Below are 23,306 nucleotides of genomic sequence, written 5' to 3'. Positions count from 1 at the left end.
ATGTCGCTTGCTAAAGCGTCCTTATGGACGGCGGCCAGTACGCTGGTAAAAATTGGGGCGGGTCTGCTGGTGGTGAAGTTATTGGCCGTCTCCTTTGGCCCGGCAGGTGTGGGTCAGGCGGGTAATTTTCGCCAAATGGTCACCGTGCTGGGCGTGTTGGCGGGAGCCGGCATTTTCAACGGCGTCACGAAATACGTTGCGCAGCACCATGACGATCCGGCCCGGCTCCGTAAGGTGGTCGGTACATCTTCCGCAATGGTGCTGGGATTCTCTACGCTGATGGCGGCGGTTTTTCTGCTGGCGGCCGCGCCGATCAGTCAGGGGTTGTTTGGCCATACGCATTATCAGGGGCTGGTTCGACTGGTTGCGCTGGTGCAGATGGGCATTGCCTGGGCTAACCTGCTGCTGGCGCTGATGAAAGGCTTCCGCGATGCGGCAGGCAACGCGCTGTCGCTGATTGTGGGTAGCCTGGTTGGCGTAGTGGCTTACTATGGCTGCTATCGCCTGGGGGGCTATGAAGGCGCTTTACTGGGCCTGGCCCTGGTGCCTGCGCTGGTCGTTATCCCTGCCATCATTATGCTGCTTAAACGTGGAACTATTCCGCTGCATTACCTGAAGCCCTCGTGGGACAATGGTCTGGCAGGGCAGTTAAGCAAGTTTACGCTGATGGCGCTGATTACCTCTGTAACGCTGCCTGTGGCATACGTGATGATGCGAAACCTGCTGGCGGCACAGTACAGCTGGGATGATGTGGGGATCTGGCAGGGGGTCAGCAGTATCTCCGATGCGTATCTGCAATTTATTACCGCCTCATTCAGCGTTTACTTGCTGCCGACGTTGTCGCGGCTGACAGAAAAGCATGACATTACCCGCGAGGTCATTAAGTCGCTGAAGTTCGTGCTGCCGGCGGTTGCCGCCGCGAGCTTTACGGTTTGGCTATTGCGTGATTTTGCGATCTGGCTGCTCTTTTCCGCAAAATTTACCGCCATGCGCGACCTGTTTGCCTGGCAACTGGTCGGCGATGTACTGAAAGTTGGCGCCTACGTTTTTGGTTATCTGGTGATCGCGAAAGCGTCGCTGCGGTTTTATATTTTGGCTGAAATTAGCCAGTTCATGTTATTGACGGCGTTTGCCCACTGGCTGATCCCGGCACAGGGTGCTCTGGGCGCAGCGCAGGCGTATATGGCAACATACATCGTCTATTTTTCTCTTTGTTGTGGCGTGTTTTTACTCTGGCGTAGGCGGGCATGACTGTACTGATTCACGTTCTGGGATCGGATATCCCTCACCATAACCACACCGTGCTGCGGTTTTTTAACGATTCGCTGGCTGCGACGAGCGAGCACGCGCGCACGTTTATGGTTGCAGGCCAGGATGCTGGGTTCAGTGAGAGCTGCCCGGCGTTATCGCTGAGTTTCTACGACGGAAAAAAGGCGCTGGCCCAGGCGGTTATTGCGAAGGCGAAAGCGGATCGCCAACAGCGCTTCTTCTTTCATGGTCAGTTCAACACCAGCCTGTGGCTGGCGCTGCTGAGCGGGGGAATTAAACCGGAGCAGTTTTACTGGCACATCTGGGGCGCGGATTTATATGAAGTTTCCAGTGGGCTGAAATTCCGCCTGTTTTACCCGATTCGTCGCATGGCGCAGAATCGCGTGGGCTGCGTGTTTGCTACGCGAGGCGATTTACGTTATTTCGCCGGGCAGCATCCGCACGTTCGCGGCGAACTGCTCTATTTCCCAACGCGGATGGATCCCTCGCTCAATAATATGAGCAGTGAAAGCCAGCGCAGCGGTAAGATGACGGTGTTGGTTGGCAACTCTGGCGATCGCAGCAATGAGCATATTGCCGCGCTACGTGCTGTTCACCAGCAGTTTGGTGACACGGTGAATGTGATCGTGCCAATGGGGTATCCGGCCAATAATACGGCCTATATCGACGAGGTTCGTCAGGCGGGTCTGGCATTATTTAGCGCGGATAATTTGCAAATATTGAGTGAAAAACTGGAGTTTGATGCCTATCTGGCACTATTGCGTCAGTGCGATCTGGGCTACTTTATTTTTGCTCGTCAGCAAGGGATCGGCACCTTATGTTTGTTGATCCAGGCCGGTATCCCATGCGTGCTCAACCGTGAAAATCCTTTCTGGCAGGATATGGCAGAGCAAAATATCCCGGTTCTGTTTACGACAGATCAACTCAATGAAGGTCTCGTACGCGAAGCGCAGCGGCAACTGGCGTTGGTAGATAAAAATACGATCACCTTCTTTAGTCCGAATTATCTGCAGCCGTGGCATAACGCGCTGCGCATTGCTTCAGGAGAAACTAAATGAGCCTGATGCAATTCAGCGGGCTGCTGGTGGTCTGGCTGCTCTCCACTTTGTTTATCGCCACGCTGACCTGGTTTGAATTCCGCCGCGTGCGTTTTAACTTCAACGTCTTTTTCTCGTTGCTGTTTTTGCTAACGTTCTTCTTCGGATTCCCGCTGACCAGCATCCTGGTGTTTCGTTTTGATGTGGCGGTAGCGCCCCCGGAGATCCTGCTGCAGGCTTTGCTGTCAGCCGCTTGCTTCTATGCCGTTTACTACGTGACGTATAAAACGCGTTTACGTAAGCGCGTAGAGGATAAGCCGCGCAGGCCGCTATTTACCATTAATCGCGTTGAAGCCCATTTAACCTGGGTTATTCTGATGGCGATTGCGTTGGTGAGCGTGGGCGTCTTCTTTATGCACAATGGGTTCCTGCTGTTCAGACTGCAATCCTACAGCCAGATTTTTTCCAGTGAAGTCTCTGGCGTGGCGTTAAAGCGCTTCTTCTACTTCTTCATTCCGGCGATGCTGGTGGTCTACTTTCTGCGTCAGGACAGCAAAGCGTGGCTGTTCTTCCTGGTAAGCACCGTCGCTTTTGGCTTGTTGACCTATATGATTGTCGGCGGAACGCGCGCCAATATTATTATCGCGTTTGCCATCTTCCTGTTTATCGGCATTATTCGCGGTTGGATTTCGCTGTGGATGCTGGCCGCCGCAGGCGTGTTGGGCATCGTCGGTATGTTCTGGCTGGCGCTGAAACGCTACGGGATGAACGTGAGCGGTGACGAGGCGTTCTATACGTTCCTGTACCTGACGCGTGATACTTTCTCGCCGTGGGAAAACCTGGCGCTGTTGCTGCAGAACTACCACAATATTGAGTTCCAGGGGCTGGCGCCGATCGTCCGTGATTTCTACGTCTTTATCCCCACCTGGCTGTGGCCCGGGCGGCCGAGTATCGTTCTCAACTCCGCGAACTACTTTACCTGGGAAGTGTTGAACAACCACTCGGGGCTGGCGATTTCACCCACGTTAATTGGTTCGCTGGTGGTGATGGGCGGGGCGCTGTTTATACCGTTAGGCGCGATTGTCGTCGGGTTAATCATTAAATGGTTCGACTGGCTATATGAATTAGGTAACCGCGAAACCAATCGCTACAAGGCGGCCATTTTGCACAGTTTCTGTTTTGGCGCCATTTTCAATATGATCGTTTTGGCACGTGAAGGACTGGATTCGTTTGTCTCGCGAGTGGTCTTTTTCCTCGTGATTTTTGGCGTTTGTCTGCTGGTGGCAAAACTGCTGTTCTGGCTATTCGATAGCGCGGGACTTATCCATAAACGAATTAAATCGCTGCCCCGGACACAGATTGAAGGATCGTAATGACGGATAACACAACTGCGCCACTCTATTCGCTGCGCGGACTACAACTGATTGGCTGGCGCGATATGCAACACGCGCTAAATTACCTGTTTGCCGAAGGACGCCTCAGGCCTGGGACGCTGGTGGCTATCAATGCCGAGAAAATGCTGACGGCAGAAGATAACCCTGAAGTACGGGATCTGATTAACGCCGCTGAGTTCAAATATGCGGATGGTATTAGCGTGGTGCGTTCGGTGCGTAAAAAATTCCCGCAGGCTCAGATTTCACGCGTAGCGGGGGCCGATCTCTGGGAAGCGCTAATGGCGAGAGCCGGGCAGGAGGGAACGCCGGTTTTCCTGATTGGCGGCAAGCCTGAGGTTCTGGCGCAAACCGAAGCCAAATTGCGTGCGCAGTGGCATGTGAACATTGTGGGTAGCCAGGACGGTTATTTTACGCCGGAGCAGCGTCAGGCATTGTTTGAACGTATCCACGCCAGCGGTGCGCAAATTGTGACGGTAGCGATGGGATCGCCGAAACAAGAAATTTTTATGCGTGATTGCCGGAAGATCCACCCTGAAGCGCTGTATATGGGGGTAGGGGGGACCTACGACGTCTTTACCGGTCACGTTAAGCGTGCGCCTAAACTCTGGCAAAATCTGGGGCTGGAGTGGCTGTATCGCTTACTGTCACAGCCGAGCCGTATCACCCGTCAACTTCGTTTGTTGCGCTATCTCCGCTGGCACTATACCGGCAACCTCTGATGCTCTCTCCTCTGATAAGTAGCGTGATCTGCTAATCACGCTACTTATTCACAACATAATCGCTGCTTTCTCGCACAATCTATTCATTTTTTGAATGCTTTAATTGCCATTTAAGCGATTTTAGGAAACCATTCGCAACAATCATTACAGTGCCGTGGTGTTTTTGGCGCCAACCGTTAAGCGGTCGGTGCCGTATGGCCTGTTATGGAATAACAAGATGTACCCATAACGAGAACCGGTAATACCGGACAGCATGCAAACACATCAAGAGGATTTATGGCCGAGAACAAACCTGAGCTACAGCGTGGGCTGGAGGCTCGTCACATCGAATTAATTGCCCTTGGAGGCACTATTGGCGTCGGACTGTTTATGGGCGCCGCCAGTACCCTGAAATGGGCGGGGCCTTCGGTACTGCTGGCGTATATCGTCGCGGGGCTGTTCGTCTTTTTCATTATGCGTTCCATGGGGGAGATGTTATTCCTCGAGCCGGTTGCCGGTTCATTCGCGGTTTACGCGCACCGTTACATGAGCCCCTTCTTTGGCTATCTCACCGCCTGGTCATACTGGTTTATGTGGATGGCGGTAGGGATATCAGAGATTACCGCCATCGGGGTGTACGTACAGTTCTGGTTCCCGGAAATGGCGCAATGGATACCTGCCCTGATTGCTGTCGGGCTGGTTGCGCTGGCAAACCTCGCCGCGGTTCGCCTGTATGGTGAAATTGAATTCTGGTTTGCCATGATCAAAGTGACCACCATCATTGTGATGATCGTTATTGGGTTAGGGGTCATTTTCTTCGGCTTTGGCAATGGCGGTCAGGCGATTGGCTTTGGCAACCTGACCGACCACGGCGGCTTCTTTGCCGGCGGCTGGAAGGGTTTTCTGACGGCATTGTGTATTGTCGTGGCTTCCTACCAGGGCGTAGAGCTGATCGGCATTACTGCGGGTGAGGCGAAGAACCCCCAGGTCACGCTGCGTAGCGCGGTGGGGAAGGTGCTGTGGCGTATCCTGATTTTCTACGTCGGCGCGATCTTTGTTATCGTCACTATTTTCCCGTGGAACGAGATCGGCAGCAACGGCAGCCCGTTTGTTCTCACTTTTGCCAAGATTGGTATTACCGCCGCGGCAGGGATTATTAACTTTGTGGTCCTGACGGCGGCACTGTCTGGCTGTAACAGCGGCATGTACAGCTGCGGGCGTATGCTCTACGCGCTGGCAAAGAATCGCCAGCTACCAGCAGTTGTTGGAAAAGTCTCTCGCCATGGCGTGCCGGTTGCCGGTGTAGCGATTTCTATCGCGATCCTGCTGATTGGTTCGTGCCTGAACTACATCATTCCCAATCCGCAACGGGTGTTCGTTTATGTCTATAGTGCCAGTGTGTTGCCGGGGATGGTGCCGTGGTTTGTGATCCTGATAAGCCAGTTGCGTTTCCGTCAGGCGCATAAAGCGGCGATCGCCAGTCATCCTTTCCGCTCGATTCTGTTCCCGTGGGCGAATTATTTGACGATGGCGTTCCTGATTTGCGTATTAATCGGTATGTACTTTAATGAAGATACCCGAATGTCGCTGTTTGTTGGGATTATCTTCTTACTGGCTGTGACGCTCATTTATAAGGTTTTTGGTCTGAATCGTCATGGCACAGCCCATAAATTGCGGGAATAAGCGACAAAACGCACAAACCATGACCAAACGATAATTTATTTTAAAAAAGCACTAGACAGAAGACCGAGACCTCCGTAATATCCAGCCCCGCAACGGCGCTAAGCGCCCGTAGCTCAGCTGGATAGAGCGCTGCCCTCCGGAGGCAGAGGTCTCAGGTTCGAATCCTGTCGGGCGCACCATTTAGTTAGGTGCCGGAGCTGCGGTGGTTTTAATACCGCGTAAAAGATTTGCAGTGGTGGCTATAGCTCAGTTGGTAGAGCCCTGGATTGTGATTCCAGTTGTCGTGGGTTCGAATCCCATTAGCCACCCCATTAATTTAAAGTTGTGAAATGCGAAGGTGGCGGAATTGGTAGACGCGCTAGCTTCAGGTGTTAGTGTCCTTAGGATGTGGGGGTTCGAGTCCCCCCCCTCGCACCACGACTTAAAGAATTGAACTAAAAATTCAAAAAGCAGTAAAACGGCGAGTAGCGCAGCTTGGTAGCGCAACTGGTTTGGGACCAGTGGGTCGGAGGTTCGAATCCTCTCTCGCCGACCAATTTTGAACCCCGCTTCGGCGGGGTTTTTTGTTTTCTGATTTTCCCTCCTCAGCCTTTATTCTCGCGAATTACCTGATGTCTTAAAAAGTTCGAATCCATAGTTTTTGCAGTGCAATCGTGGCATGCGTTGTGCAATAATATACGGGTAGATGCTCATTCCATCTCTTATGTTCGCCATCAGGCCTCATAAACTCAGGAATGATGCAGAGCCGTTTACGGTGCTTATCGTCCACAGACAGATGTCGCTCATGCCTCATCAAACACCATGGACATAACGTTGAGTGAAGCACCCATTATGTTGTCATACAGACCTGTTTAACGCCTGCTCCTTACCGAGCGGGCGTTTTTTTATGCATATACACGTCATCCTTCAAGCTGCCTCTTTGTTGGCTACGTCTGCTCACCCCAGTCACTTACTTATGTAAGCTCTTGGGGATTCCCAGACTTGCCGCCTTGATGCATCTTGAATGATTTTGTGTAGACGGTAGGCCCGGTAAGCGAAGCGCCACCGGGCAAGAGGGAATTACTGCGGGGGATTGTTGTTCTGCAGCGTCAACATCAGACCATCACGGCGCATGGTGGCGGCTTCTTCCGGCTGATGCAGCCTGTCCAGCGCGTCAGCAAGCCAGGCGTAGTCGTAGGCGTCCGGGCGCTGTTTGAGCGCAGCACGGAAGGCGAGCGTGGCTTCCTGCCATTCGCCATGCTTCATTAACGATTGCCCCAGCGTGCTCCACAGCAACGGGCGATCGCCAACGGCCTTAATCTGCTGGCGCAACACTTTTTCTATCTGTTCCGGGTTGTTGGTTTTCAGGCGCGGGATCGGCAGCACCAGACGGTCGTCATACTGACGTTTCAGACCGTCAATGATGACCTGCTGAGCCGTATCGTGATCGTCGCACTCAATCAGATGTTCAGCCATCGCTACCTGCAGGGCAACCTGATGACGGGTTTTACGGTTCTGGTTTTTCCACCACGTACGTAGCCCCTCACTGCCCTGATCGGCGCGAACCTGATCCATCAGACCCACCCATGCCTGTTGTTCCAGCATTGCGCGGTGCTCTTCATCACCCACATGCGCTTTAGCCATAGATGGAATGATATCCAGTAACGAACTCCATGCGCCGGTGCGAATGTAGGCTTGCTCAGCCAGACGCAGCACTTCCGGATGACGTGGCGTCACCTCCAGCAGCTTATCTACGCTGTGGCGCGCGGCGTGATTTTCATTACGCGCCAGTTGCAGACGAACGCGAGCGATTTCTACCGGGATCGTATCATTCCCGGCCAGTTCAGCTGCACGCTCAAGGTGTTGATTCGCGCGCGCTTCATCGCCGCGTTGCTGGGCCGCTTCTGCCGCCAGCAGGTAATTCACTACCGGTTGTTCAGCATGATCGGCGTTTTTCGACATCAGCTTTTCAACCTGCTGATAATCGCCTTCCGCCAGTTTGAGCAGCGCTTGTTCAGTCTGCTTGCGGGCGCGGCGACGTTTACGGCCGACAAACCATCCGCGGGTATGCGCGCCAGTGCGGAAAATTCGGCGCAGCAGCCATTCAATCGCAAACAGGACGACCATCGCGACGATCAGGATGATCACCAGGCCCGTCACGCTGGTTTCAATGTTGTAATTATCGGTTTGGATCAGCACGTAGCCCTGATGACCGGCAATCATTGGACCAACGACGATCCCGGCAATCAACAGTACAAAGAGTAATAATACTTTTAGCATCATTATTCTCCTTGCGGCGCGGTTGCCGGGGTGTCTGCCGAAGGAGCAGGAGCGGCGGCAACCGGCGCTGTGACAGGCTGCGCCAGTAAATTACGCACGCGGGTCTGCATTAATTTGTCGAGAATAGCCTGGCTCTGCAGTGTTTCTGGCACATCCATACTGATGCTTTGTTGGCTCAGCTGGTCTACCTCTTCCAGGAAAGCTTTGGTGGTTGCATCGTCGGTGTCGTAGTAGGCGCGTACCCAGGTAGAGACATTTTCCAGCGCCTGGCGGTATGTCTCTTCCTGATGACGCGGTACGGCCTGGGCGGCTACTAACAGGCGAGAACGAATGTTCTCACGTAAGTAAACGTCCTGGTTCGGCGCCAGCAGCGGGACGGCGGTTTCATCTCGACGGCGAACAGTGATAAAGCTGTCCATAAAATTCTGCCAGCTTTTTTGCAGGTTGACGCGCCATTCACTAATTGAGCTGGACAGCTCGCTGCTGTCGGAGTCCATCGGTGAATCGTCGGTGTCGTTGTCGGCCAGACGCAGGTTATCAATCTGGTTAGAGAGCTGATTCACTTTCAGGATAATGCCGTCATAGTCGACCTGAGTTACCGCGGAGAGGCTCGCGATGTCGTCAGTAATCGCGCGACGGGCGGCAATTAAGCTCGGGTCGTTCATATCCGCCAGACTGGCGTCGGCGCTTTTCAGCAGCGCCGCGGCGGTGGTAACGTCCTGATCGCTCCATAATTTACGACCAGCCAGTTTTACCAGAAAATCAGCCTGCGCCAGCAGCCATGTCCCAGCATCGCTGCCGGAGATAGTGGCGACTTTTTGCTGTACTTCATCAAGCTGTTTGACCAGCGCGGCTTGCTGGCGAGTGGCTTCATCAAGCTGCGTTGCCTGCTGTTTAATGATGCCTTCCAGCTCAGCTTTTTGGCTTTCTTGCGCTTTTTGCAGCGCCGTCAGCTGGTTCGCCAGCGCATCGCTGGTTGCCGTCTGCGTTGTTGCCTGCTGTTTCCCCCAGCCATACAGACCCACACCTGCTGCCAGCGCAATAGCAATCGCCACCGCGCTCAGAATCAGCGCCGTGCTGTTGTTACCCTTTTTTTCAGTATTGACTGGCTGTGCTGTGGTTTCCACGGCCTCCCTGGTCTCTTCAACCACGGCGGAGGATTTTTCTTGTTCCGTCATTATGGCATCCCATTATGAGAGTTATTGTAATGCGCGTAGTAGCGCATCGTTGTCGGCGTTATCAGCGACCTTAATATCTTGCCAGCCCAGTTCCCGGGCGAGGTGCGCCAGACGCTCACTGACGACCAGCAGCCGACAGCGTAGTAACCAGTGCTCACGATACCACTGCGGAATGAGCGACCAGAGCTGTTGTAACATCTCACCGCTGGTGACCACCACCGTGGTCACGCCGCGAGATTGCCAGCGCATTGCTTCTTCCGCACCATCGTAATTTTTTGCACTGCGTTGATAACATTCAAAAAAATCAACATCGGCTCCACGCACCGTCAGGGTTTCACCTATCAGTTCCCGACCGCCGTTGCCGCGTAAAATAAGCGCGCGTTTTCCCGCAATATTTTGTAATTCAGGTAATTGTAGCAAGACTTCGCTGATTTCCCGATCCAGAGGATAGTGAATATTGCAGCCGCTAACAGTATGCAGTGCCAGCGCCGTTGTACGACCAATGGCAAAATAATGCGGAAGGGAAGGCCAGCTTTTCCCTTGTTGCTGAAGTTCGGCATCGGCAAAGGTGACAGCGTGCTGCGAGAGGGCAAAAACCAGATCGTTATCCGTCAGCGCCGACAGTCGGGAGGCGAGTGTTGCCAGTTCCCGACCCGGGGAAAACTCGATGAGCGGAAAACTCCAGGCCACCTGCCCCAGTGTGCGCAGACGGCTCACTAACTCTTCCCCTGCGGGAGACGGGCGGGTGACCAGAATACTCATGCGGGTGCTTCTCCGTTATAAACTTCAGCCAGAATGGCGCGCGCACCATTCTCCAGGAGCTCTTCTGCCAGAGAGATGCCCATCTGTTCAGCATCCTGCGCGGCGCCGCGACGTTCCCCGCATACCATCTGCGATCCGTCAGGCGCGCCGACCAGCGCGCGTAGCCAAATCTCACCGTTGATGAGTTCGGCATAACTGCCGATAGGCACCTGACATCCCCCTTCGAGGCGAGTGTTCATGGCGCGTTCGGCTGTTACGCGTAGCGCGGTCTCTTCGTGGTTGAGCGGCGCTAACAACGCCTGAGTACGCATATCGTCCAGTCGGCACTCTATGCCGACGGCGCCTTGCCCGACTGCGGGCAGGGAGACTTCCGGCGGCAGTGCGGTACGGACTCGCGACTCAAGCCCTAAACGTTTTAACCCAGCGACCGCCAGAATAATGGCGTCATAATCGCCGTTATCCAATTTGCCGAGACGCGTACCGACGTTGCCGCGCAGCGAACGGATGACGAGATCCGGGCGACGCTTTGCCAATTGGCACTGGCGACGCAAACTGGATGTCCCGACAATGCTACCTGCGGGAAGGTCATCCAACGTGTTGTACTTATTTGAGACGAAAGCATCACGCGGATCCTCTCGCTCGCAAATGGTGACCAGTCCAAGACCGTCAGGGAATTCAACCGGCACATCCTTCATGGAATGCACGGCGATATCGGCGCGTTTTTCCAGCAGCGCGACTTCCAGCTCTTTAACAAACAACCCTTTCCCTCCGACCTTTGCCAGCGGGGTATCAAGGATCACATCGCCACGGGTTACCATAGGAACCAGTTCCACGATCAGACCGGGGTGATTTGCCATTAAGGCGTCTTTGACATAATGTGCCTGCCAGAGCGCAAGGGGGCTTTGGCGTGTGGCAATTCTCAAAACATTGTCTAACATGCTTGTTACCGTCATTATCAATCATTGACCATCCTAACATCCTTATCAAAGGGATGTCAGCGTTACGCTCAAACGTAAGTGAGAGGAAAAGCTGCTGCATCATCAGTGGCAGTGAATAATGACGAGAAACCTTCCGACCGTATGAAGGAATTTACACGTAACGAACGGTGCTACACTTGTATGTAGCGCATCTTTCTTTACGGTCAATGAGCAAGGTGTTAAATTGATCACGTTTTAGACCATTTTTTCGGCTGTACCGCACAAAAAAATACGGGCGAAAAACAGGTAACGGTTATTTTTGACATACGGTTTATCCGAATTGATGACGATTATTGTGAGCGCTTGCGCCGCAGTAATCGACAACATGACGGATAGCAACATCAGGCGATACGTCTTGTACCTCTATATTGAGACTCTGAAACAGAGACTGGATGCCATAAATCAACTGCGTGTGGATCGCGCGCTTGCTGCCATGGGACCTGCTTTCCAGCAGGTATACAGTCTGCTGCCGACATTATTGCACTACCACCACCCTCTGATGCCGGGTTACCTCGATGGTAACGTTCCCAAAGGCATATGCTTTTACACGCCTGATGAAACCCAACGCCACTACCTCAACGAACTCGAACTGTACCGCGGTATGTCACCGCAGGAACCTCCCAAGGGCGAACTGCCGATCACCGGCGTTTACTCAATGGGCAGCACCTCTTCGGTAGGGCAAAGCTGTTCTTCCGACCTCGATATCTGGGTCTGCCACCAATCCTGGCTGGATAGCGAAGAGCGCCAGCTGTTGCAGCGTAAATGTAGCCTGCTCGAAAGCTGGGCCGCTTCGCTGGGCGTGGAAGTCAGTTTCTTCCTGATTGATGAAAACCGTTTCCGTCACAATGAAAGCGGCAGTCTTGGTGGTGAAGACTGTGGCTCGACGCAGCATATCCTGTTGCTTGATGAATTCTATCGCACCGCTGTGCGCCTCGCGGGCAAACGTATTCTGTGGAATATGGTGCCGGGCGACGAAGAAGAGCATTACGACGATTACGTCATGAAGCTCTACGCGCAGGGCGTATTAACGCCAAACGAATGGCTGGATCTCGGCGGACTCAGTTCGCTCTCCGCCGAAGAGTACTTTGGCGCCAGCCTCTGGCAGTTATACAAAAGTATCGATTCCCCGTACAAAGCGGTGCTGAAGACGCTGCTGCTGGAAGCCTACTCCTGGGAATATCCCAATCCTCGCCTGTTGGCGAAAGACATTAAACAGCGCCTGCACGATGGCGAGATCGTCTCTTTTGGTCTCGATCCCTACTGCATGATGCTGGAGCGTGTGACCGAATATCTCACGGCGATCGAAGACCCGACGCGCCTGGATTTAGTGCGTCGATGTTTCTACTTAAAAGTGTGTGAGAAACTGAGCCGCGAGCGCGCCTGCGTGGGCTGGCGTCGTGAAGTATTAAGTCAGTTAGTGCAAGAATGGGGCTGGGACGAAGCCCGTCTGACAATGCTGGATAACCGCGCTAACTGGAAGATTGATCAGGTACGTGAAGCGCATAACGAACTGCTTGATGCGATGATGCAGAGCTATCGTAATCTGATCCGCTTTGCGCGGCGCAATAACCTCAGCGTTAGCGCCAGTCCGCAGGATATCGGCGTGCTGACCCGTAAGCTGTATGCCGCGTTTGAAGCGTTGCCGGGTAAGGTAACGCTGGTGAACCCGCAAATATCTCCGGACCTCTCAGAACCGAACCTGACCTTTATCCATGTGCCGCCGGGCCGCGCCAACCGTTCGGGTTGGTATCTCTACAACCGCGCGCCAAATATGGATTCGATCATTAGCCATCAGCCGCTGGAATATAACCGCTATCTCAACAAGCTGGTGGCGTGGGCCTGGTTCAACGGTCTGCTGACATCGCGTACGCATTTGTTTATTAAGGGCAACGGCATTGTCGATTTGCCGAAGCTGCAGGAAATGGTCGCCGATGTATCGCACCACTTCCCGCTGCGCCTGCCGGCACCAACGCCGAAAGCGCTCTACAGCCCGTGCGAAATTCGCCATCTGGCGATTATCGTTAACCTTGAATATGACCCGACGACCGCATTCCGTAATCAGGTGGTGCATTTTGATTTCCGTAAGCTGGACGTCTTCAGCTTTGGCGAAGAGCAAAATTGCCTGGTAGGGAGCGTCGACCTGCTGTACCGCAACTCGTGGAATGAAGTACGTACGCTGCACTTCAACGGCGAGCAGGCGATGATTGAAGCGTTAAAAACGATTCTGGGCAAAATGCACCAGGATGCCGCGCCGCCGGATAGCGTCGAAGTGTTCTGCTACAGCCAGCATCTGCGTGGGTTAATCCGTACCCGCGTGCAGCAACTGGTTTCTGAGTGTATCGAGCTGCGCCTTTCCAGTACCCGCCAGGAAACCGGGCGTTTCAAAGCGCTGCGCGTGTCTGGTCAGACGTGGGGACTGTTCTTCGAGCGTCTGAACGTATCGGTACAGAAACTGGAAAACGCCATCGAATTCTATGGGGCGATTTCACACAACAAACTGCACGGCCTTTCCGTCCAGGTTGAAACGAACCACGTGAAACTCCCGTCGGTGGTGGACGGCTTTGCCAGTGAAGGGATCATTCAGTTCTTTTTCGAAGAAACGGGCGATGAGCAGGGCTTTAATATTTATATACTGGATGAGAGTAACCGTGCGGAGGTGTATCACCACTGCGAGGGAAGCAAAGAAGAGCTGGTACGTGATGTCAGCCGCTTCTATTCATCGTCGCACGATCGCTTTACCTACGGCTCCAGCTTCATCAACTTTAACCTGCCGCAGTTCTATCAGATTGTGAAAACCGACGGACGTGCGCAGGTGATTCCGTTCCGTACCCAGCCGCTCAACCCAGTCCCGCCAGCTAATCAGGATAACGACACGCCGATGTTGCAGCAGTATTTCTCCTGAGGCTTTTCGCCCGGTGGCGGCTACGCCTTACCGGGCCTACTGTAGGCCGGATAAGCAAAGCGTATCCGGCAAAAAATCAACGGAAGCTCACCTCTTCACCCGACTGCTGCGTTGCCGCCTGCTCCAGCAAATCCCAGAACGTTTCGCCGCTACGGTCGCAGATCCACTCGTCGCCTTTCAGGTCAAAGTGGTAGCCGCCTTGTTTGGTTGCCAGCCACACCTGGTGCAGCGGCTCCTGACGGTTAATAATGATTTTGCTGCCGTTTTCGAAGCTGATGGTCAGCACGCCGCCGTTGATCTCACAATCGATATCGCTGTCGCCGTCCCAGTCATCCAGACGCTCCTCAATGGTCATCCACAGAGTGTCGGCAAGGCGATGAAATTCACTGTCGTTCATTTTCTTATCCTGTTTTTCGTGATGACGGCAGTATAACCTGAAACAAAACGCGTTGCAGATTACAGGCTAACTCTTGCTTTTACGCCTTCTCCTGCGATGATAGAAAACAGAAAGCATGAACTTTACAGGCAATCCATAATGAAAAACGTGTTAAAGCCACTCGCTGTCATTTTAACTCTGTTCAGCCTGACGGGCTGTGGGCTAAAAGGCCCGCTCTATTTCCCGCCAGCAGATAAAACCGCGCCGCCCCCGACCAAGAGCGTTCAGCCGCAATCGCAATCCACCACGCCCGAGAAAAACGATCGTGGGATCAGCGACGGCCCTTCTCAGGTGAATTACTGACGGCAGGAATAGATTTACATTTCTGTACCCGCGTGAACGGAGTGAATGATGCAATTCTCTAAAATGCATGGCCTTGGCAACGATTTTATGGTCGTCGACGCGGTAACGCAGAATGTTTTTTTCTCACCAGAGCTGATCCGCCGCCTGTCCGACAGGCATCTCGGCGTTGGGTTTGATCAGTTGCTGGTGGTTGAACCTCCGTATGATCCGGAGCTGGATTTCCACTACCGTATTTTTAATGCCGACGGCAGTGAAGTGTCACAGTGTGGCAATGGCGCCCGTTGTTTTGCTCGCTTTGTTCGCCTGAAAGGGCTGACCAATAAACGTGATATTCGCGTCAGTACCGCGAATGGTCGTATGGTGTTAACCGTAACCGACGACGAACTGGTGCGGGTGAATATGGGGGAACCCAACTTTGAACCTTCGCAGGTTCCGTTTCGCGCCAACAAAGCAGAGAAGACCTATATTATGCGCGCGGCCGAACAGACAATATTGTGCGGCGTGGTTTCAATGGGGAACCCACACTGCGTGATTCAGGTTGATGATGTTGATACGGCCACGGTGGAAACGCTGGGGCCGGTGCTGGAAAGCCACGAACGCTTTCCTGAACGCGCCAACATCGGCTTTATGCAGGTGGTAAAGCGCGAGCATATCCGGCTGCGCGTCTACGAGCGCGGGGCGGGCGAAACGCAGGCCTGCGGCAGCGGTGCGTGCGCCGCTGTTGCGGTAGGTATTCAGCAGGGCCTGCTGGCAGAAGAGGTGAGGGTGGAGTTACCTGGCGGTCGACTTGATATCGCCTGGAAAGGTCCGGGTCATCCGCTGTATATGACTGGCCCGGCGGCACATGTCTACGACGGATTTATTCACTTATGAAGCAACCAGGGGAAGAACTACAGGAAACGCTCATGGAGCTCGACGATCGGGCGGTCGTCGATTACCTGCAACGTAATCCTGAGTTTTTTATCCGTAATGCCCGGGCAGTTGAAGCGATGCGCGTCCCACACCCTGTGCGGGGCACGATCTCTTTAGTTGAATGGCATATGGCGCGGGCACGTAATCATATTAATGTGCTTGAAGAGAACATGGCGTTATTGATGGAACAAGCCAACGCCAATGAAAGCCTGTTCTATCGTCTGCTAAATCTGCAAAGTCGCCTGGTGTCGGCCAGCAGTCTTGACGATATGCTGATGCGATTTCATCGCTGGGCGCGTGAGCTGGGGCTGGCCGGCGCGACGGTGCGTCTGTTTCCGGACCGGTGGCGACTTGGCGCGCCATCTAAATTTACGCATCTGGCATTAAGCCGTCAGGCCTTTGAACCGTTGCGTATTCAGCGTCTGGGGCAGTCGCAGCACTATCTTGGGCCACTCAATGGTCCGGAATTGCTGGTTATGATGCCGGAGGCGAAAGCGATAGGCTCGGTGGCGATGTCGATGCTGGGGCAAGATGGTTCCCTGGGCGTGATGCTATTCAGCAGCCGTGACGTTAACCATTACCAGCAGGGGCAAGGTACACAATTACTGCAAGAAATCTCGCTGATGTTGCCGGATCTGCTGGAGCGCTGGATTGAACGCGTATGACCGATTCACCCCTTTCTCAGGATGTGACGCGCTTTTTGCGCTATCTGGGCGTTGAGCGCCAGCTTAGCCCGATCACGCTACTCAATTATCAGCGTCAGCTTGATGCCATCATCGCGTTAGCCGGAGAAACCGGTCTGCAAAGCTGGCAACAATGTGACGCTGCAATGGTACGCAGCTTTGCTGTGCGCAGCCGTCGTAAAGGGCTGGGAGCGGCGAGTCTGGCATTGCGTCTCTCCGCATTACGCAGTTTCTTCGACTGGCTGGTTAATCAGGGCGAGCTGAAAGCCAACCCGGCAAAAAGCGTTTCCGCGCCGAAAGCGCCACGCCACTTACCTAAAAATATCGACGTCGATGATGTTAATCGTCTGCTGGATATCGATCTCAACGATCCCCTTGCTGTGCGCGACCGGGCGATGCTGGAAGTGATGTACGGCGCGGGACTGCGTTTATCTGAACTGGTTGGGCTGGATATTAAACATCTCGATCTCGACACCGGCGAAGTGTGGGTGATGGGCAAGGGCAGTAAAGAACGTCGTCTGCCGATCGGCCGCAATGCGGTGGCGTGGATTGAGCACTGGCTGGATCTGCGCGGTTTATTTGGCGGGGATGACGATGCGTTGTTCCTGTCTAAACTGGGCAAGCGCATCTCTGCGCGTAACGTGCAGAAACGCTTTGCGGAATGGGGTATCAAACAGGGGCTGAACAGCCACGTCCATCCCCACAAATTGCGCCACTCTTTTGCGACGCATATGCTGGAGTCGAGCGGCGATCTACGCGGAGTGCAGGAGTTATTGGGTCATGCCAATCTCTCCACTACTCAAATCTATACCCATCTTGATTTTCAACACCTGGCTTCAGTGTACGATGCGGCGCATCCGCGCGCCAAACGGGGGAAATAATGCGTTTTTACCGGCCTTTGGGGCGTATTTCTGCGCTCACCTTTGACCTTGATGACACCCTTTACGATAACCGTCCCGTTATCACACGCACAGAGCAGGAAGCGCTCGCGTTTGTACAGAATTATCATCCGGCGTTGAATTCGCTGCAAAATAGCGACCTGCAGCGCTTACGTCAGGCCGTTCGTGACGCCGAGCCGGAAATCTACCACGACGTTACCCAATGGCGTCACCGCGCCGTAGAGCGCGCTATGCTTGAGGCTGGTCTGTCAGCGGCAGAAGCCTTGATGGGGGCGAATGCGGCGATGATGAATTTCGCCAAATGGCGTAGCCGCATTGATGTTCCGCAGGCGACGCATGACACGCTGAAGGCGCTGGCCCGCAAATGGCCGCTGGTGGCGATCACCAATGGTAACGCGCAGCCGGAACTGTTTGGTCTGGGTGATTATTTTGAGTTTGTGCTGCGCGCCGGTCCCGACGGGCGCTCAAAACCGTTCAGCGACATGTACGCGCTGGCGGCGGAAAAACTGAAAATGCCGGTAGGTGAAATTCTGCATGTGGGTGATGACCTGACGACAGACGTTGCAGGCGCTATTCGTTGTGGTATGCAGGCTTGCTGGATCAAACCGGAAAATGCCGACCTGATGCAAACCGCAGACAGCCGTTTGCTGCCGCATATTGAAATTTCACAGTTGGCATCTCTGACCTCGCTGATATAATCACCAGCAGAACTCTGTATATATACCCAGCTTTTTGGCGGATGGCGCTACGCTTCTCCGCCTTACCTACTTTTACGCGGCGGTGCCAATGGACGTTTCTTACCTGCTCGACAGCCTTAATGATAAACAGCGTGAAGCGGTGGCCGCGCCACGCAGCAACATGCTGGTTCTGGCAGGCGCGGGGAGTGGTAAAACTCGCGTACTGGTGCACCGTATCGCCTGGTTACTGACGGTAGAGAACAACTCGCCGTACTCCATTATGGCGGTGACCTTTACCAACAAAGCGGCGGCGGAAATGCGCCACCGTATTGGTCAGATCATGGGAACCAGCCAGGGCGGAATGTGGGTGGGGACCTTTCACGGCCTGGCGCACCGTCTGTTGCGCGCGCACCATATGGATGCGAATCTGCCGCAGGATTTCCAGATCCTCGACAGCGAGGACCAACTGCGTCTGCTCAAGCGTCTGATCAAAGCGATGAACCTTGACGAAAAGCAGTGGCCGCCGCGTCAGGCAATGTGGTTTATCAACAGCCAGAAAGATGAAGGGCTGCGCCCGCACCATCTGCAAAGCTACGGCAACCCGGTCGAACAGACCTGGCAGAAGGTCTATCAGGCTTATCAGGAAGCCTGCGATCGCGCGGGGCTGGTGGATTTCGCCGAACTGCTGCTGCGCGCCCATGAACTGTGGCTCAACAAGCCGCACATTCTGCAGCACTACCGCGAACGCTTTACCAATATCCTGGTGGACGAATTCCAGGATACCAACAACATTCAGTACGCCTGGATCCGTCTGCTGGCGGGCGACACCGGCAAGGTGATGATCGTGGGCGATGATGACCAGTCGATCTACGGCTGGCGCGGCGCGCAGGTGGAGAACATTCAGCGCTTCCTCAACGATTTCCCGGGCGCAGAAACCATTCGTCTGGAGCAGAACTACCGTTCGACCAACAATATTCTTAGCGCAGCTAACGCCCTGATTGAAAATAACAACGGGCGCCTGGGTAAAAAACTGTGGACCGACGGCGTCGACGGCGAGCCGATCTCGCTGTATTGCGCCTTCAACGAACTTGATGAAGCGCGCTTCGTGGTCAATCGCATTAAAACCTGGCAGGACAACGGCGGCGCGCTGGAACAGTGCGCGATTCTGTATCGTAGCAACGCCCAGTCACGCGTGTTGGAAGAAGCCTTACTACAGGCCAGCATGCCGTATCGTATCTATGGCGGTATGCGCTTCTTTGAACGTCAGGAAATTAAAGACGCGCTCTCCTACCTGCGTCTGATCGCTAATCGCAATGACGATGCCGCGTTTGAGCGTGTGGTGAATACGCCAACGCGCGGGATTGGCGATCGTACTTTAGATGTCGTACGCCAGACTTCCCGTGACCGCCAGCTAACGTTGTGGCAGGCCTGTCGTGAACTGCTGCAGGAAAAAGCCCTGGCCGGTCGCGCCGCCAGCGCCTTACAGCGCTTTATGGAATTGATTGACGCGCTGGCGCAAGAGACTGCCGATATGCCGCTGCACGTGCAGACTGACCGGGTGATTAAAGATTCCGGTCTGCGCATGATGTACGAGCAGGAAAAAGGCGAGAAGGGTCAGACGCGTATCGAAAACTTAGACGAACTGGTGACGGCAACGCGCCAGTTCAGCTACAACGAAGAAGACGAAGACTTAATGCCGCTGCAGGCGTTCCTCTCCCACGCCGCGCTGGAAGCAGGCGAAGGGCAAGCGGATACCTGGCAGGACGCGGTACAGCTGATGACCCTGCACTCGGCGAAAGGGCTGGAGTTCCCGCAGGTATTTATCGTGGGTATGGAAGAAGGCATGTTCCCGAGCCAGATGTCGCTGGACGAAGGCGGCCGTCTCGAAGAAGAACGTCGCCTGGCCTATGTTGGCGTCACCCGCGCGATGCAGAAACTGACGCTCACCTACGCCGAAACGCGTCGTTTGTACGGTAAAGAGGTTTACCATCGTCCGTCGCGCTTTATCGGCGAACTGCCGGAAGCGTGCGTTGAAGAGGTGCGTCTGCGCGCCACGGTTAGCCGTCCGGTGAGCCATCAGCGGATGGGCACGCCAATGGCGGAAAACGATACCGGCTACAAACTTGGCCAGCGGGTACGCCACGCGAAGTTCGGCGAGGGCACCATCGTCAACCTCGAAGGTAGCGGTGAGCACAGTCGTTTGCAGGTCGCGTTCCAGGGGCAGGGCATTAAATGGCTGGTGGCGGCTTACGCCAGACTGGAAACGGTGTGATCGCCTGATGTCGTTGCGCGTATCAGATCTACTGACCGGGTAACATTTTGATTTGTAGGCCGGATAAGGCGAAGCCGCCATTCGGCTATCTGCCGGTTAATATTCTGAAATCATAGATAAATAATTCCCCTCTGCTAACCTTTCTGTATAAGGGGAAATTATTACTTTTTCGCCATCCGTTGCGTGTTGACGTCAAAATTTTGCTGGCGTAACATGCGCGCACGATTACGCTAAGAGGACATTCGCCTTGGACACACCCAGTAGATACTGGCTCATTATCCTGTCATCCAGGATCAACTCCTAAGGCTATCCCTTTTTGCTGATAGCCTTCGCGGTTGTCAGCGACCTTCTGTTTTTTCCCGTCGCGCTGAGTCAGGCTGTTTAATGGTCTGAAACCCAATTTGTTTCTGTGTGCCCTCCGAACTGTCCGATAATTTTTTGCATTGGGAGTCCCGGTCATGCTGAGCGCATTTCAACTGGAAAACAATCGTTTAACTCGCCTTGAGGCAGACGAGATCGAGCACCTGGCCAGTTCGGTTTGGGTCGATTTAGTCGAGCCGGATGACGAAGAACGAAACCGTGTGCAAAAGGACTTGGGCCAGAATCTGGCCACGCGCCCTGAACTGGAAGACATCGAAGCATCCGCACGTTTTTTTGAAGACGAGGATGGACTGCACATTCACTCCTTCTTCTTCTATGAAGACGCCGACGATCACGCGGGTAACTCAACCGTCGCATTTACCATTCGCGAAGGCCGCCTGTTTACCCTGCGCGAACGCGAACTGCCGGCGTTTCGTCTGTATCGCATGCGTGCGCGTAACCAGGCGATGGTGGATGGTAACGCCTACGAGCTGCTACTCGATCTGTTCGAAACCAAAATTGAACAGTTGGCGGATGAGATTGAAAACATCTATAGCGACCTGGAAAAACTCAGCCGTGTGATCATGGAAGGGCGTCAGGGCGATGAGTATGACGAAGCGCTTTCCACGCTGGCGGAACAGGAAGATATCGGCTGGAAGGTACGCCTGTGTCTGATGGATACCCAGCGCGCACTGAACTTTCTGGTGCGTAAAGCGCGTCTGCCTGGTGGTCAACTGGAGCAGGCGCGTGAGATCCTGCGCGATATCGAGTCTCTGCTGCCGCATAACGAATCGCTGTTCCAGAAGGTAAACTTCCTGATGCAGGCGGCGATGGGCTTTATCAATATTGAGCAGAACCGCATCATCAAGATCTTCTCGGTGGTCTCGGTGGTATTTCTGCCGCCGACGCTGGTGGCTTCCAGCTACGGCATGAACTTTGAATTCATGCCGGAACTGCACTGGAGCTTCGGTTATCCTGGCGCGATTGTCTTTATGATGCTCGCAGGTCTGGCGCCGTATCTGTACTTTAAACGTAAAAACTGGCTTTAATGGCGGTGTCTTATCAGGCCTACAGATCCCGTAGGCCTGATAAGCGTAGCGCCATCAGGCAAAAAGCCTTCACATCCCCATACGCGTTCTGCGTTGCGTATAAATCGCATCCATCACGAAAATCGCCAGCGCCACCCAGATAAAGGCGAACGTCACCATTTTATCCGCTCCCGGCACTTCACCGTAAAAGGTGATCGCCAGCAGGAACATCAACGTGGGTCCGATATACTGGAAGAAACCCAGTGTGGAAAGACGCAGACGTGTCGCTGCGCCGGTAAAGCACAGCAACGGAATGGTGGTCACGATACCGGCGGCAATCAGTAGCAGATTGAGTGACATCGGGTTTTGCCCCATATGGCTGGTTGGGCTATCCGCAATGCCAAACAGGTAGATAGCGGCAACGGGTAAGAGCCACAGGGTTTCAATCAACATACCGGTTTGCGCTTCAACGGCAATCTTCTTACGCACCAGACCATAAAAAGCAAAGCTGAACGCCAGTCCCAGCGCGATTATCGGCAATGAGCCGAAGGTCCACAGCTGTACCAGTACGCCGCAGGCGGCTAACAGTACCGCCAACCACTGCATGCGACGAAAGCGCTCGCCGAGGAAAAGCATCCCCAGCACGATATTCACCAGCGGGTTAATAAAATAGCCGAGACTGGCTTCCAGCATATGGTGATTATTGACCGCCCAAATGAACAGCAGCCAGTTTCCGCCGATGAGCACCGCAGAGAGCGCCAGCAGGAAGATCTTCTTTGGCGTTTGTAGCAGCGTTTTAACACCCGACCACTGGCGGCTGATGCTCATCAGCACCACCATAAAGAAAAATGACCAGATGACGCGGTGCGTCAGGATCTCATCCGCCGGGACATAGTAAATCAGCTTGAAGTAGGCGGGGGCGATACCCCAAATAAAATAGGCAGCCAGAGCGAGTAACACGCCCTGCCGCGTTTGTTTAGCATCCATCGGGAAAACTCATTGCAGAAATGTAACAGCAGTTTACCTTTTTTTAAGCGCTTACCCCACCATATAAGTGGCGGTTGCGCTGGCGATATAGAGCTGTTCTTCGTTATGCAGTTCCACGCGCGCAACGGCTACTTTATTACCCGCCCGCAGCAGGCTGCTGGTAGCGGTAAAGCGATTCCCTCTCCCCGGGCGCAGGTAATCAACGCGTAAATCGATGGTGCCCATACGTGACATGCGCTGACGCAGTTCGTCCTCACTGATCGTTTCGTGACGGGTCAACGTGCTGCCTACACACACCAGTCCGGCGGCGACGTCGAGTGCTGAGGCGATCACTCCGCCATGCAGAATGCTTTGCGCCCAGTTACCGACCATCATCGGTTGATTATTAAACGCTAATTGCGCAAATTCTTTTTCATAGCGTTCCAGTTCCAGCCCCAGCGCACGGTTAAACGGCATATGATAAACAAACATTTCACCCACTAACTTCAGGGCTTCTTCAGCGGTCAGTACAGCAGACATACGATCTTAATACCTCATTGGTTAATGAAATGTTGATATTATGCTTATTATTTGTTGTTTTCTACTTTAGG

21 protein-coding genes and 4 tRNA genes are annotated in these 23,306 nt (G+C 54.0%); 18 read left to right on the top strand and 7 right to left on the bottom strand.

The features are described from left to right. The 9 genes from wzxE to M4I31_RS23580 all read left to right on the top strand — a co-directional run bounded on the left by wzxE (position 1) and on the right by M4I31_RS23580 (position 6,616). The gene (wzxE, locus tag M4I31_RS23620; RefSeq protein WP_085049772.1) at positions 1–1,251 is read left to right on the top strand and encodes a lipid III flippase WzxE; all 1,251 of its coding nucleotides are present in this window, start codon (positions 1–3) and stop codon (positions 1,249–1,251) included. Then, entirely contained in the window at positions 1,248–2,327 is a 1,080-nt protein-coding gene (locus tag M4I31_RS23615) for a TDP-N-acetylfucosamine:lipid II N-acetylfucosaminyltransferase (RefSeq protein WP_085049773.1), read from the top strand. The genes wzxE and M4I31_RS23615 overlap by 4 nt, the downstream gene beginning before the upstream one ends. Then, positions 2,324–3,679, top strand: coding sequence for an ECA oligosaccharide polymerase (gene wzyE / locus M4I31_RS23610; RefSeq protein ID WP_038634539.1), 1,356 nt, complete (start codon positions 2,324–2,326; stop codon positions 3,677–3,679). Before M4I31_RS23615 ends, wzyE begins: the two co-directional genes overlap by 4 nt. Continuing rightward, positions 3,679–4,419 carry a lipopolysaccharide N-acetylmannosaminouronosyltransferase gene (gene wecG, locus M4I31_RS23605; RefSeq protein ID WP_069325088.1) on the top strand — a complete coding sequence of 247 codons (741 nt, stop codon included), beginning with the start codon at positions 3,679–3,681 and terminating at the stop codon, positions 4,417–4,419. The genes wzyE and wecG overlap by 1 nt, the downstream gene beginning before the upstream one ends. A gap of 276 nt (positions 4,420–4,695) precedes the next feature. After that, positions 4,696–6,081 carry an amino acid permease gene (locus M4I31_RS23600; protein WP_038634533.1) on the top strand — a complete coding sequence of 462 codons (1,386 nt, stop codon included), beginning with the start codon at positions 4,696–4,698 and terminating at the stop codon, positions 6,079–6,081. A gap of 102 nt (positions 6,082–6,183) precedes the next feature. Beyond that, positions 6,184–6,260: transfer RNA gene (locus tag M4I31_RS23595), tRNA-Arg, on the top strand. 56 nt (positions 6,261–6,316) lie between these two features. After that, a tRNA-His gene (locus M4I31_RS23590) sits at positions 6,317–6,392 on the top strand. Positions 6,393–6,412: 20 nt separating this feature from the next. Continuing rightward, positions 6,413–6,498: transfer RNA gene (locus tag M4I31_RS23585), tRNA-Leu, on the top strand. A gap of 41 nt (positions 6,499–6,539) precedes the next feature. Further along, positions 6,540–6,616 (top strand) — tRNA-Pro (locus M4I31_RS23580). Positions 6,617–7,140: 524 nt separating this feature from the next. Here the strand turns inward: M4I31_RS23580 and hemY are convergent. Genes hemY through hemC form a run of 4 tightly spaced genes read right to left on the bottom strand, consistent with a single transcriptional unit; the run spans position 7,141 to position 11,218 of the window. Next, positions 7,141–8,340 carry a protoheme IX biogenesis protein HemY gene (gene hemY / locus M4I31_RS23575; protein ID WP_038634530.1) on the bottom strand — a complete coding sequence of 400 codons (1,200 nt, stop codon included), beginning with the start codon at positions 8,338–8,340 and terminating at the stop codon, positions 7,141–7,143. 2 nt (positions 8,341–8,342) lie between these two features. Next, entirely contained in the window at positions 8,343–9,518 is a 1,176-nt protein-coding gene (gene hemX / locus M4I31_RS23570) for a uroporphyrinogen-III C-methyltransferase (protein ID WP_038634526.1), read from the bottom strand. 21 nt (positions 9,519–9,539) lie between these two features. Further along, positions 9,540–10,280, bottom strand: coding sequence for a uroporphyrinogen-III synthase (gene hemD / locus M4I31_RS23565; RefSeq protein ID WP_085049774.1), 741 nt, complete (start codon positions 10,278–10,280; stop codon positions 9,540–9,542). Continuing rightward, positions 10,277–11,218 (bottom strand): hydroxymethylbilane synthase, encoded by a 942-nt coding sequence (hemC, locus tag M4I31_RS23560; RefSeq protein WP_038634520.1) that lies wholly within the window; start codon positions 11,216–11,218, stop codon positions 10,277–10,279. Before hemC ends, hemD begins: the two co-directional genes overlap by 4 nt. 394 nt (positions 11,219–11,612) lie before the next feature. On the opposite strand from hemC, the gene cyaA reads away from it, so the two are divergent. Further along, a complete protein-coding gene (gene cyaA, locus M4I31_RS23555; RefSeq protein ID WP_038634518.1) occupies positions 11,613–14,159 on the top strand; it encodes a class I adenylate cyclase in 2,547 nt (848 codons plus the stop codon). A gap of 76 nt (positions 14,160–14,235) precedes the next feature. On the opposite strand, the gene cyaY is transcribed toward cyaA, so the two are convergent. Continuing rightward, the gene (cyaY, locus tag M4I31_RS23550) at positions 14,236–14,556 is read right to left on the bottom strand and encodes an iron donor protein CyaY (protein ID WP_038634515.1); all 321 of its coding nucleotides are present in this window, start codon (positions 14,554–14,556) and stop codon (positions 14,236–14,238) included. Between the two features lie 138 nt (positions 14,557–14,694). Between cyaY and M4I31_RS23545 the strand changes: the two genes are divergently transcribed. The 8 genes from M4I31_RS23545 to corA all read left to right on the top strand — a co-directional run bounded on the left by M4I31_RS23545 (position 14,695) and on the right by corA (position 21,750). Beyond that, positions 14,695–14,898, top strand: coding sequence for a lipoprotein (locus M4I31_RS23545; RefSeq protein WP_032940199.1), 204 nt, complete (start codon positions 14,695–14,697; stop codon positions 14,896–14,898). A 48-nt stretch (positions 14,899–14,946) separates the two neighbouring features. Beyond that, positions 14,947–15,771 (top strand): diaminopimelate epimerase, encoded by an 825-nt coding sequence (gene dapF / locus M4I31_RS23540; protein ID WP_038634512.1) that lies wholly within the window; start codon positions 14,947–14,949, stop codon positions 15,769–15,771. Continuing rightward, positions 15,768–16,475 carry a DUF484 domain-containing protein gene (locus M4I31_RS23535; protein ID WP_085049775.1) on the top strand — a complete coding sequence of 236 codons (708 nt, stop codon included), beginning with the start codon at positions 15,768–15,770 and terminating at the stop codon, positions 16,473–16,475. Before dapF ends, M4I31_RS23535 begins: the two co-directional genes overlap by 4 nt. Next, the gene (gene xerC, locus M4I31_RS23530; protein WP_085049776.1) at positions 16,472–17,374 is read left to right on the top strand and encodes a tyrosine recombinase XerC; all 903 of its coding nucleotides are present in this window, start codon (positions 16,472–16,474) and stop codon (positions 17,372–17,374) included. Before M4I31_RS23535 ends, xerC begins: the two co-directional genes overlap by 4 nt. Further along, on the top strand, positions 17,374–18,090 hold the full coding sequence (gene yigB / locus M4I31_RS23525; protein WP_069325085.1) for a 5-amino-6-(5-phospho-D-ribitylamino)uracil phosphatase YigB: 717 nt from the start codon (positions 17,374–17,376) through the stop codon (positions 18,088–18,090). The genes xerC and yigB overlap by 1 nt, the downstream gene beginning before the upstream one ends. 88 nt (positions 18,091–18,178) lie before the next feature. Beyond that, positions 18,179–20,341 (top strand): DNA helicase II, encoded by a 2,163-nt coding sequence (gene uvrD / locus M4I31_RS23520; protein ID WP_038634502.1) that lies wholly within the window; start codon positions 18,179–18,181, stop codon positions 20,339–20,341. Positions 20,342–20,588: 247 nt separating this feature from the next. Continuing rightward, the gene (ysgD, locus tag M4I31_RS23515; RefSeq protein ID WP_212723238.1) at positions 20,589–20,645 is read left to right on the top strand and encodes a YsgD/CorL family protein; all 57 of its coding nucleotides are present in this window, start codon (positions 20,589–20,591) and stop codon (positions 20,643–20,645) included. 154 nt (positions 20,646–20,799) lie between these two features. After that, positions 20,800–21,750, top strand: coding sequence for a magnesium/cobalt transporter CorA (gene corA, locus M4I31_RS23510; RefSeq protein ID WP_038634499.1), 951 nt, complete (start codon positions 20,800–20,802; stop codon positions 21,748–21,750). Positions 21,751–21,819: 69 nt separating this feature from the next. Here corA and rarD read toward each other — a convergent pair whose 3' ends face one another. After that, positions 21,820–22,716, bottom strand: a complete 897-nt coding sequence (gene rarD, locus M4I31_RS23505) for an EamA family transporter RarD (protein ID WP_038634496.1) — start codon at positions 22,714–22,716, stop codon at positions 21,820–21,822. Positions 22,717–22,767: 51 nt separating this feature from the next. Next, positions 22,768–23,235 (bottom strand): acyl-CoA thioesterase YigI, encoded by a 468-nt coding sequence (gene yigI / locus M4I31_RS23500; protein ID WP_003017917.1) that lies wholly within the window; start codon positions 23,233–23,235, stop codon positions 22,768–22,770. Between the last annotated feature and the right edge of the window lie 71 nt (positions 23,236–23,306).

This window comes from Citrobacter sp. XT1-2-2, from assembly GCF_023516235.1.
Lineage (GTDB): Bacteria > Pseudomonadota > Gammaproteobacteria > Enterobacterales > Enterobacteriaceae > Citrobacter > Citrobacter werkmanii.
The sequence above is the reverse complement of the archived record's forward strand: the minus strand, read 5'-3'. Positions and strand labels throughout refer to the sequence as shown.

Excerpts from the sequence above, each read along its gene's own strand:
- wzxE (WP_085049772.1), top strand. The coding sequence starts at position 1 with ATGTCGCTTGCTAAAGCGTCCTTATGGACGGCGGCCAGTACGCTGGTA.
- M4I31_RS23615 (WP_085049773.1), top strand. The coding sequence starts at position 1,248 with ATGACTGTACTGATTCACGTTCTGGGATCGGATATCCCTCACCATAAC.
- wzyE (WP_038634539.1), top strand. The coding sequence starts at position 2,324 with ATGAGCCTGATGCAATTCAGCGGGCTGCTGGTGGTCTGGCTGCTCTCC.
- wecG (WP_069325088.1), top strand. The coding sequence starts at position 3,679 with ATGACGGATAACACAACTGCGCCACTCTATTCGCTGCGCGGACTACAA.
- M4I31_RS23600 (WP_038634533.1), top strand. The coding sequence starts at position 4,696 with ATGGCCGAGAACAAACCTGAGCTACAGCGTGGGCTGGAGGCTCGTCAC.
- hemY (WP_038634530.1), bottom strand. The coding sequence starts at position 8,340 with ATGCTAAAAGTATTATTACTCTTTGTACTGTTGATTGCCGGGATCGTC.
- hemX (WP_038634526.1), bottom strand. The coding sequence starts at position 9,518 with ATGACGGAACAAGAAAAATCCTCCGCCGTGGTTGAAGAGACCAGGGAG.
- hemD (WP_085049774.1), bottom strand. The coding sequence starts at position 10,280 with ATGAGTATTCTGGTCACCCGCCCGTCTCCCGCAGGGGAAGAGTTAGTG.
- hemC (WP_038634520.1), bottom strand. The coding sequence starts at position 11,218 with ATGTTAGACAATGTTTTGAGAATTGCCACACGCCAAAGCCCCCTTGCG.
- cyaY (WP_038634515.1), bottom strand. The coding sequence starts at position 14,556 with ATGAACGACAGTGAATTTCATCGCCTTGCCGACACTCTGTGGATGACC.
- M4I31_RS23545 (WP_032940199.1), top strand. The coding sequence starts at position 14,695 with ATGAAAAACGTGTTAAAGCCACTCGCTGTCATTTTAACTCTGTTCAGC.
- dapF (WP_038634512.1), top strand. The coding sequence starts at position 14,947 with ATGCAATTCTCTAAAATGCATGGCCTTGGCAACGATTTTATGGTCGTC.
- M4I31_RS23535 (WP_085049775.1), top strand. The coding sequence starts at position 15,768 with ATGAAGCAACCAGGGGAAGAACTACAGGAAACGCTCATGGAGCTCGAC.
- xerC (WP_085049776.1), top strand. The coding sequence starts at position 16,472 with ATGACCGATTCACCCCTTTCTCAGGATGTGACGCGCTTTTTGCGCTAT.
- yigB (WP_069325085.1), top strand. The coding sequence starts at position 17,374 with ATGCGTTTTTACCGGCCTTTGGGGCGTATTTCTGCGCTCACCTTTGAC.
- uvrD (WP_038634502.1), top strand. The coding sequence starts at position 18,179 with ATGGACGTTTCTTACCTGCTCGACAGCCTTAATGATAAACAGCGTGAA.
- corA (WP_038634499.1), top strand. The coding sequence starts at position 20,800 with ATGCTGAGCGCATTTCAACTGGAAAACAATCGTTTAACTCGCCTTGAG.
- rarD (WP_038634496.1), bottom strand. The coding sequence starts at position 22,716 with ATGGATGCTAAACAAACGCGGCAGGGCGTGTTACTCGCTCTGGCTGCC.
- yigI (WP_003017917.1), bottom strand. The coding sequence starts at position 23,235 with ATGTCTGCTGTACTGACCGCTGAAGAAGCCCTGAAGTTAGTGGGTGAA.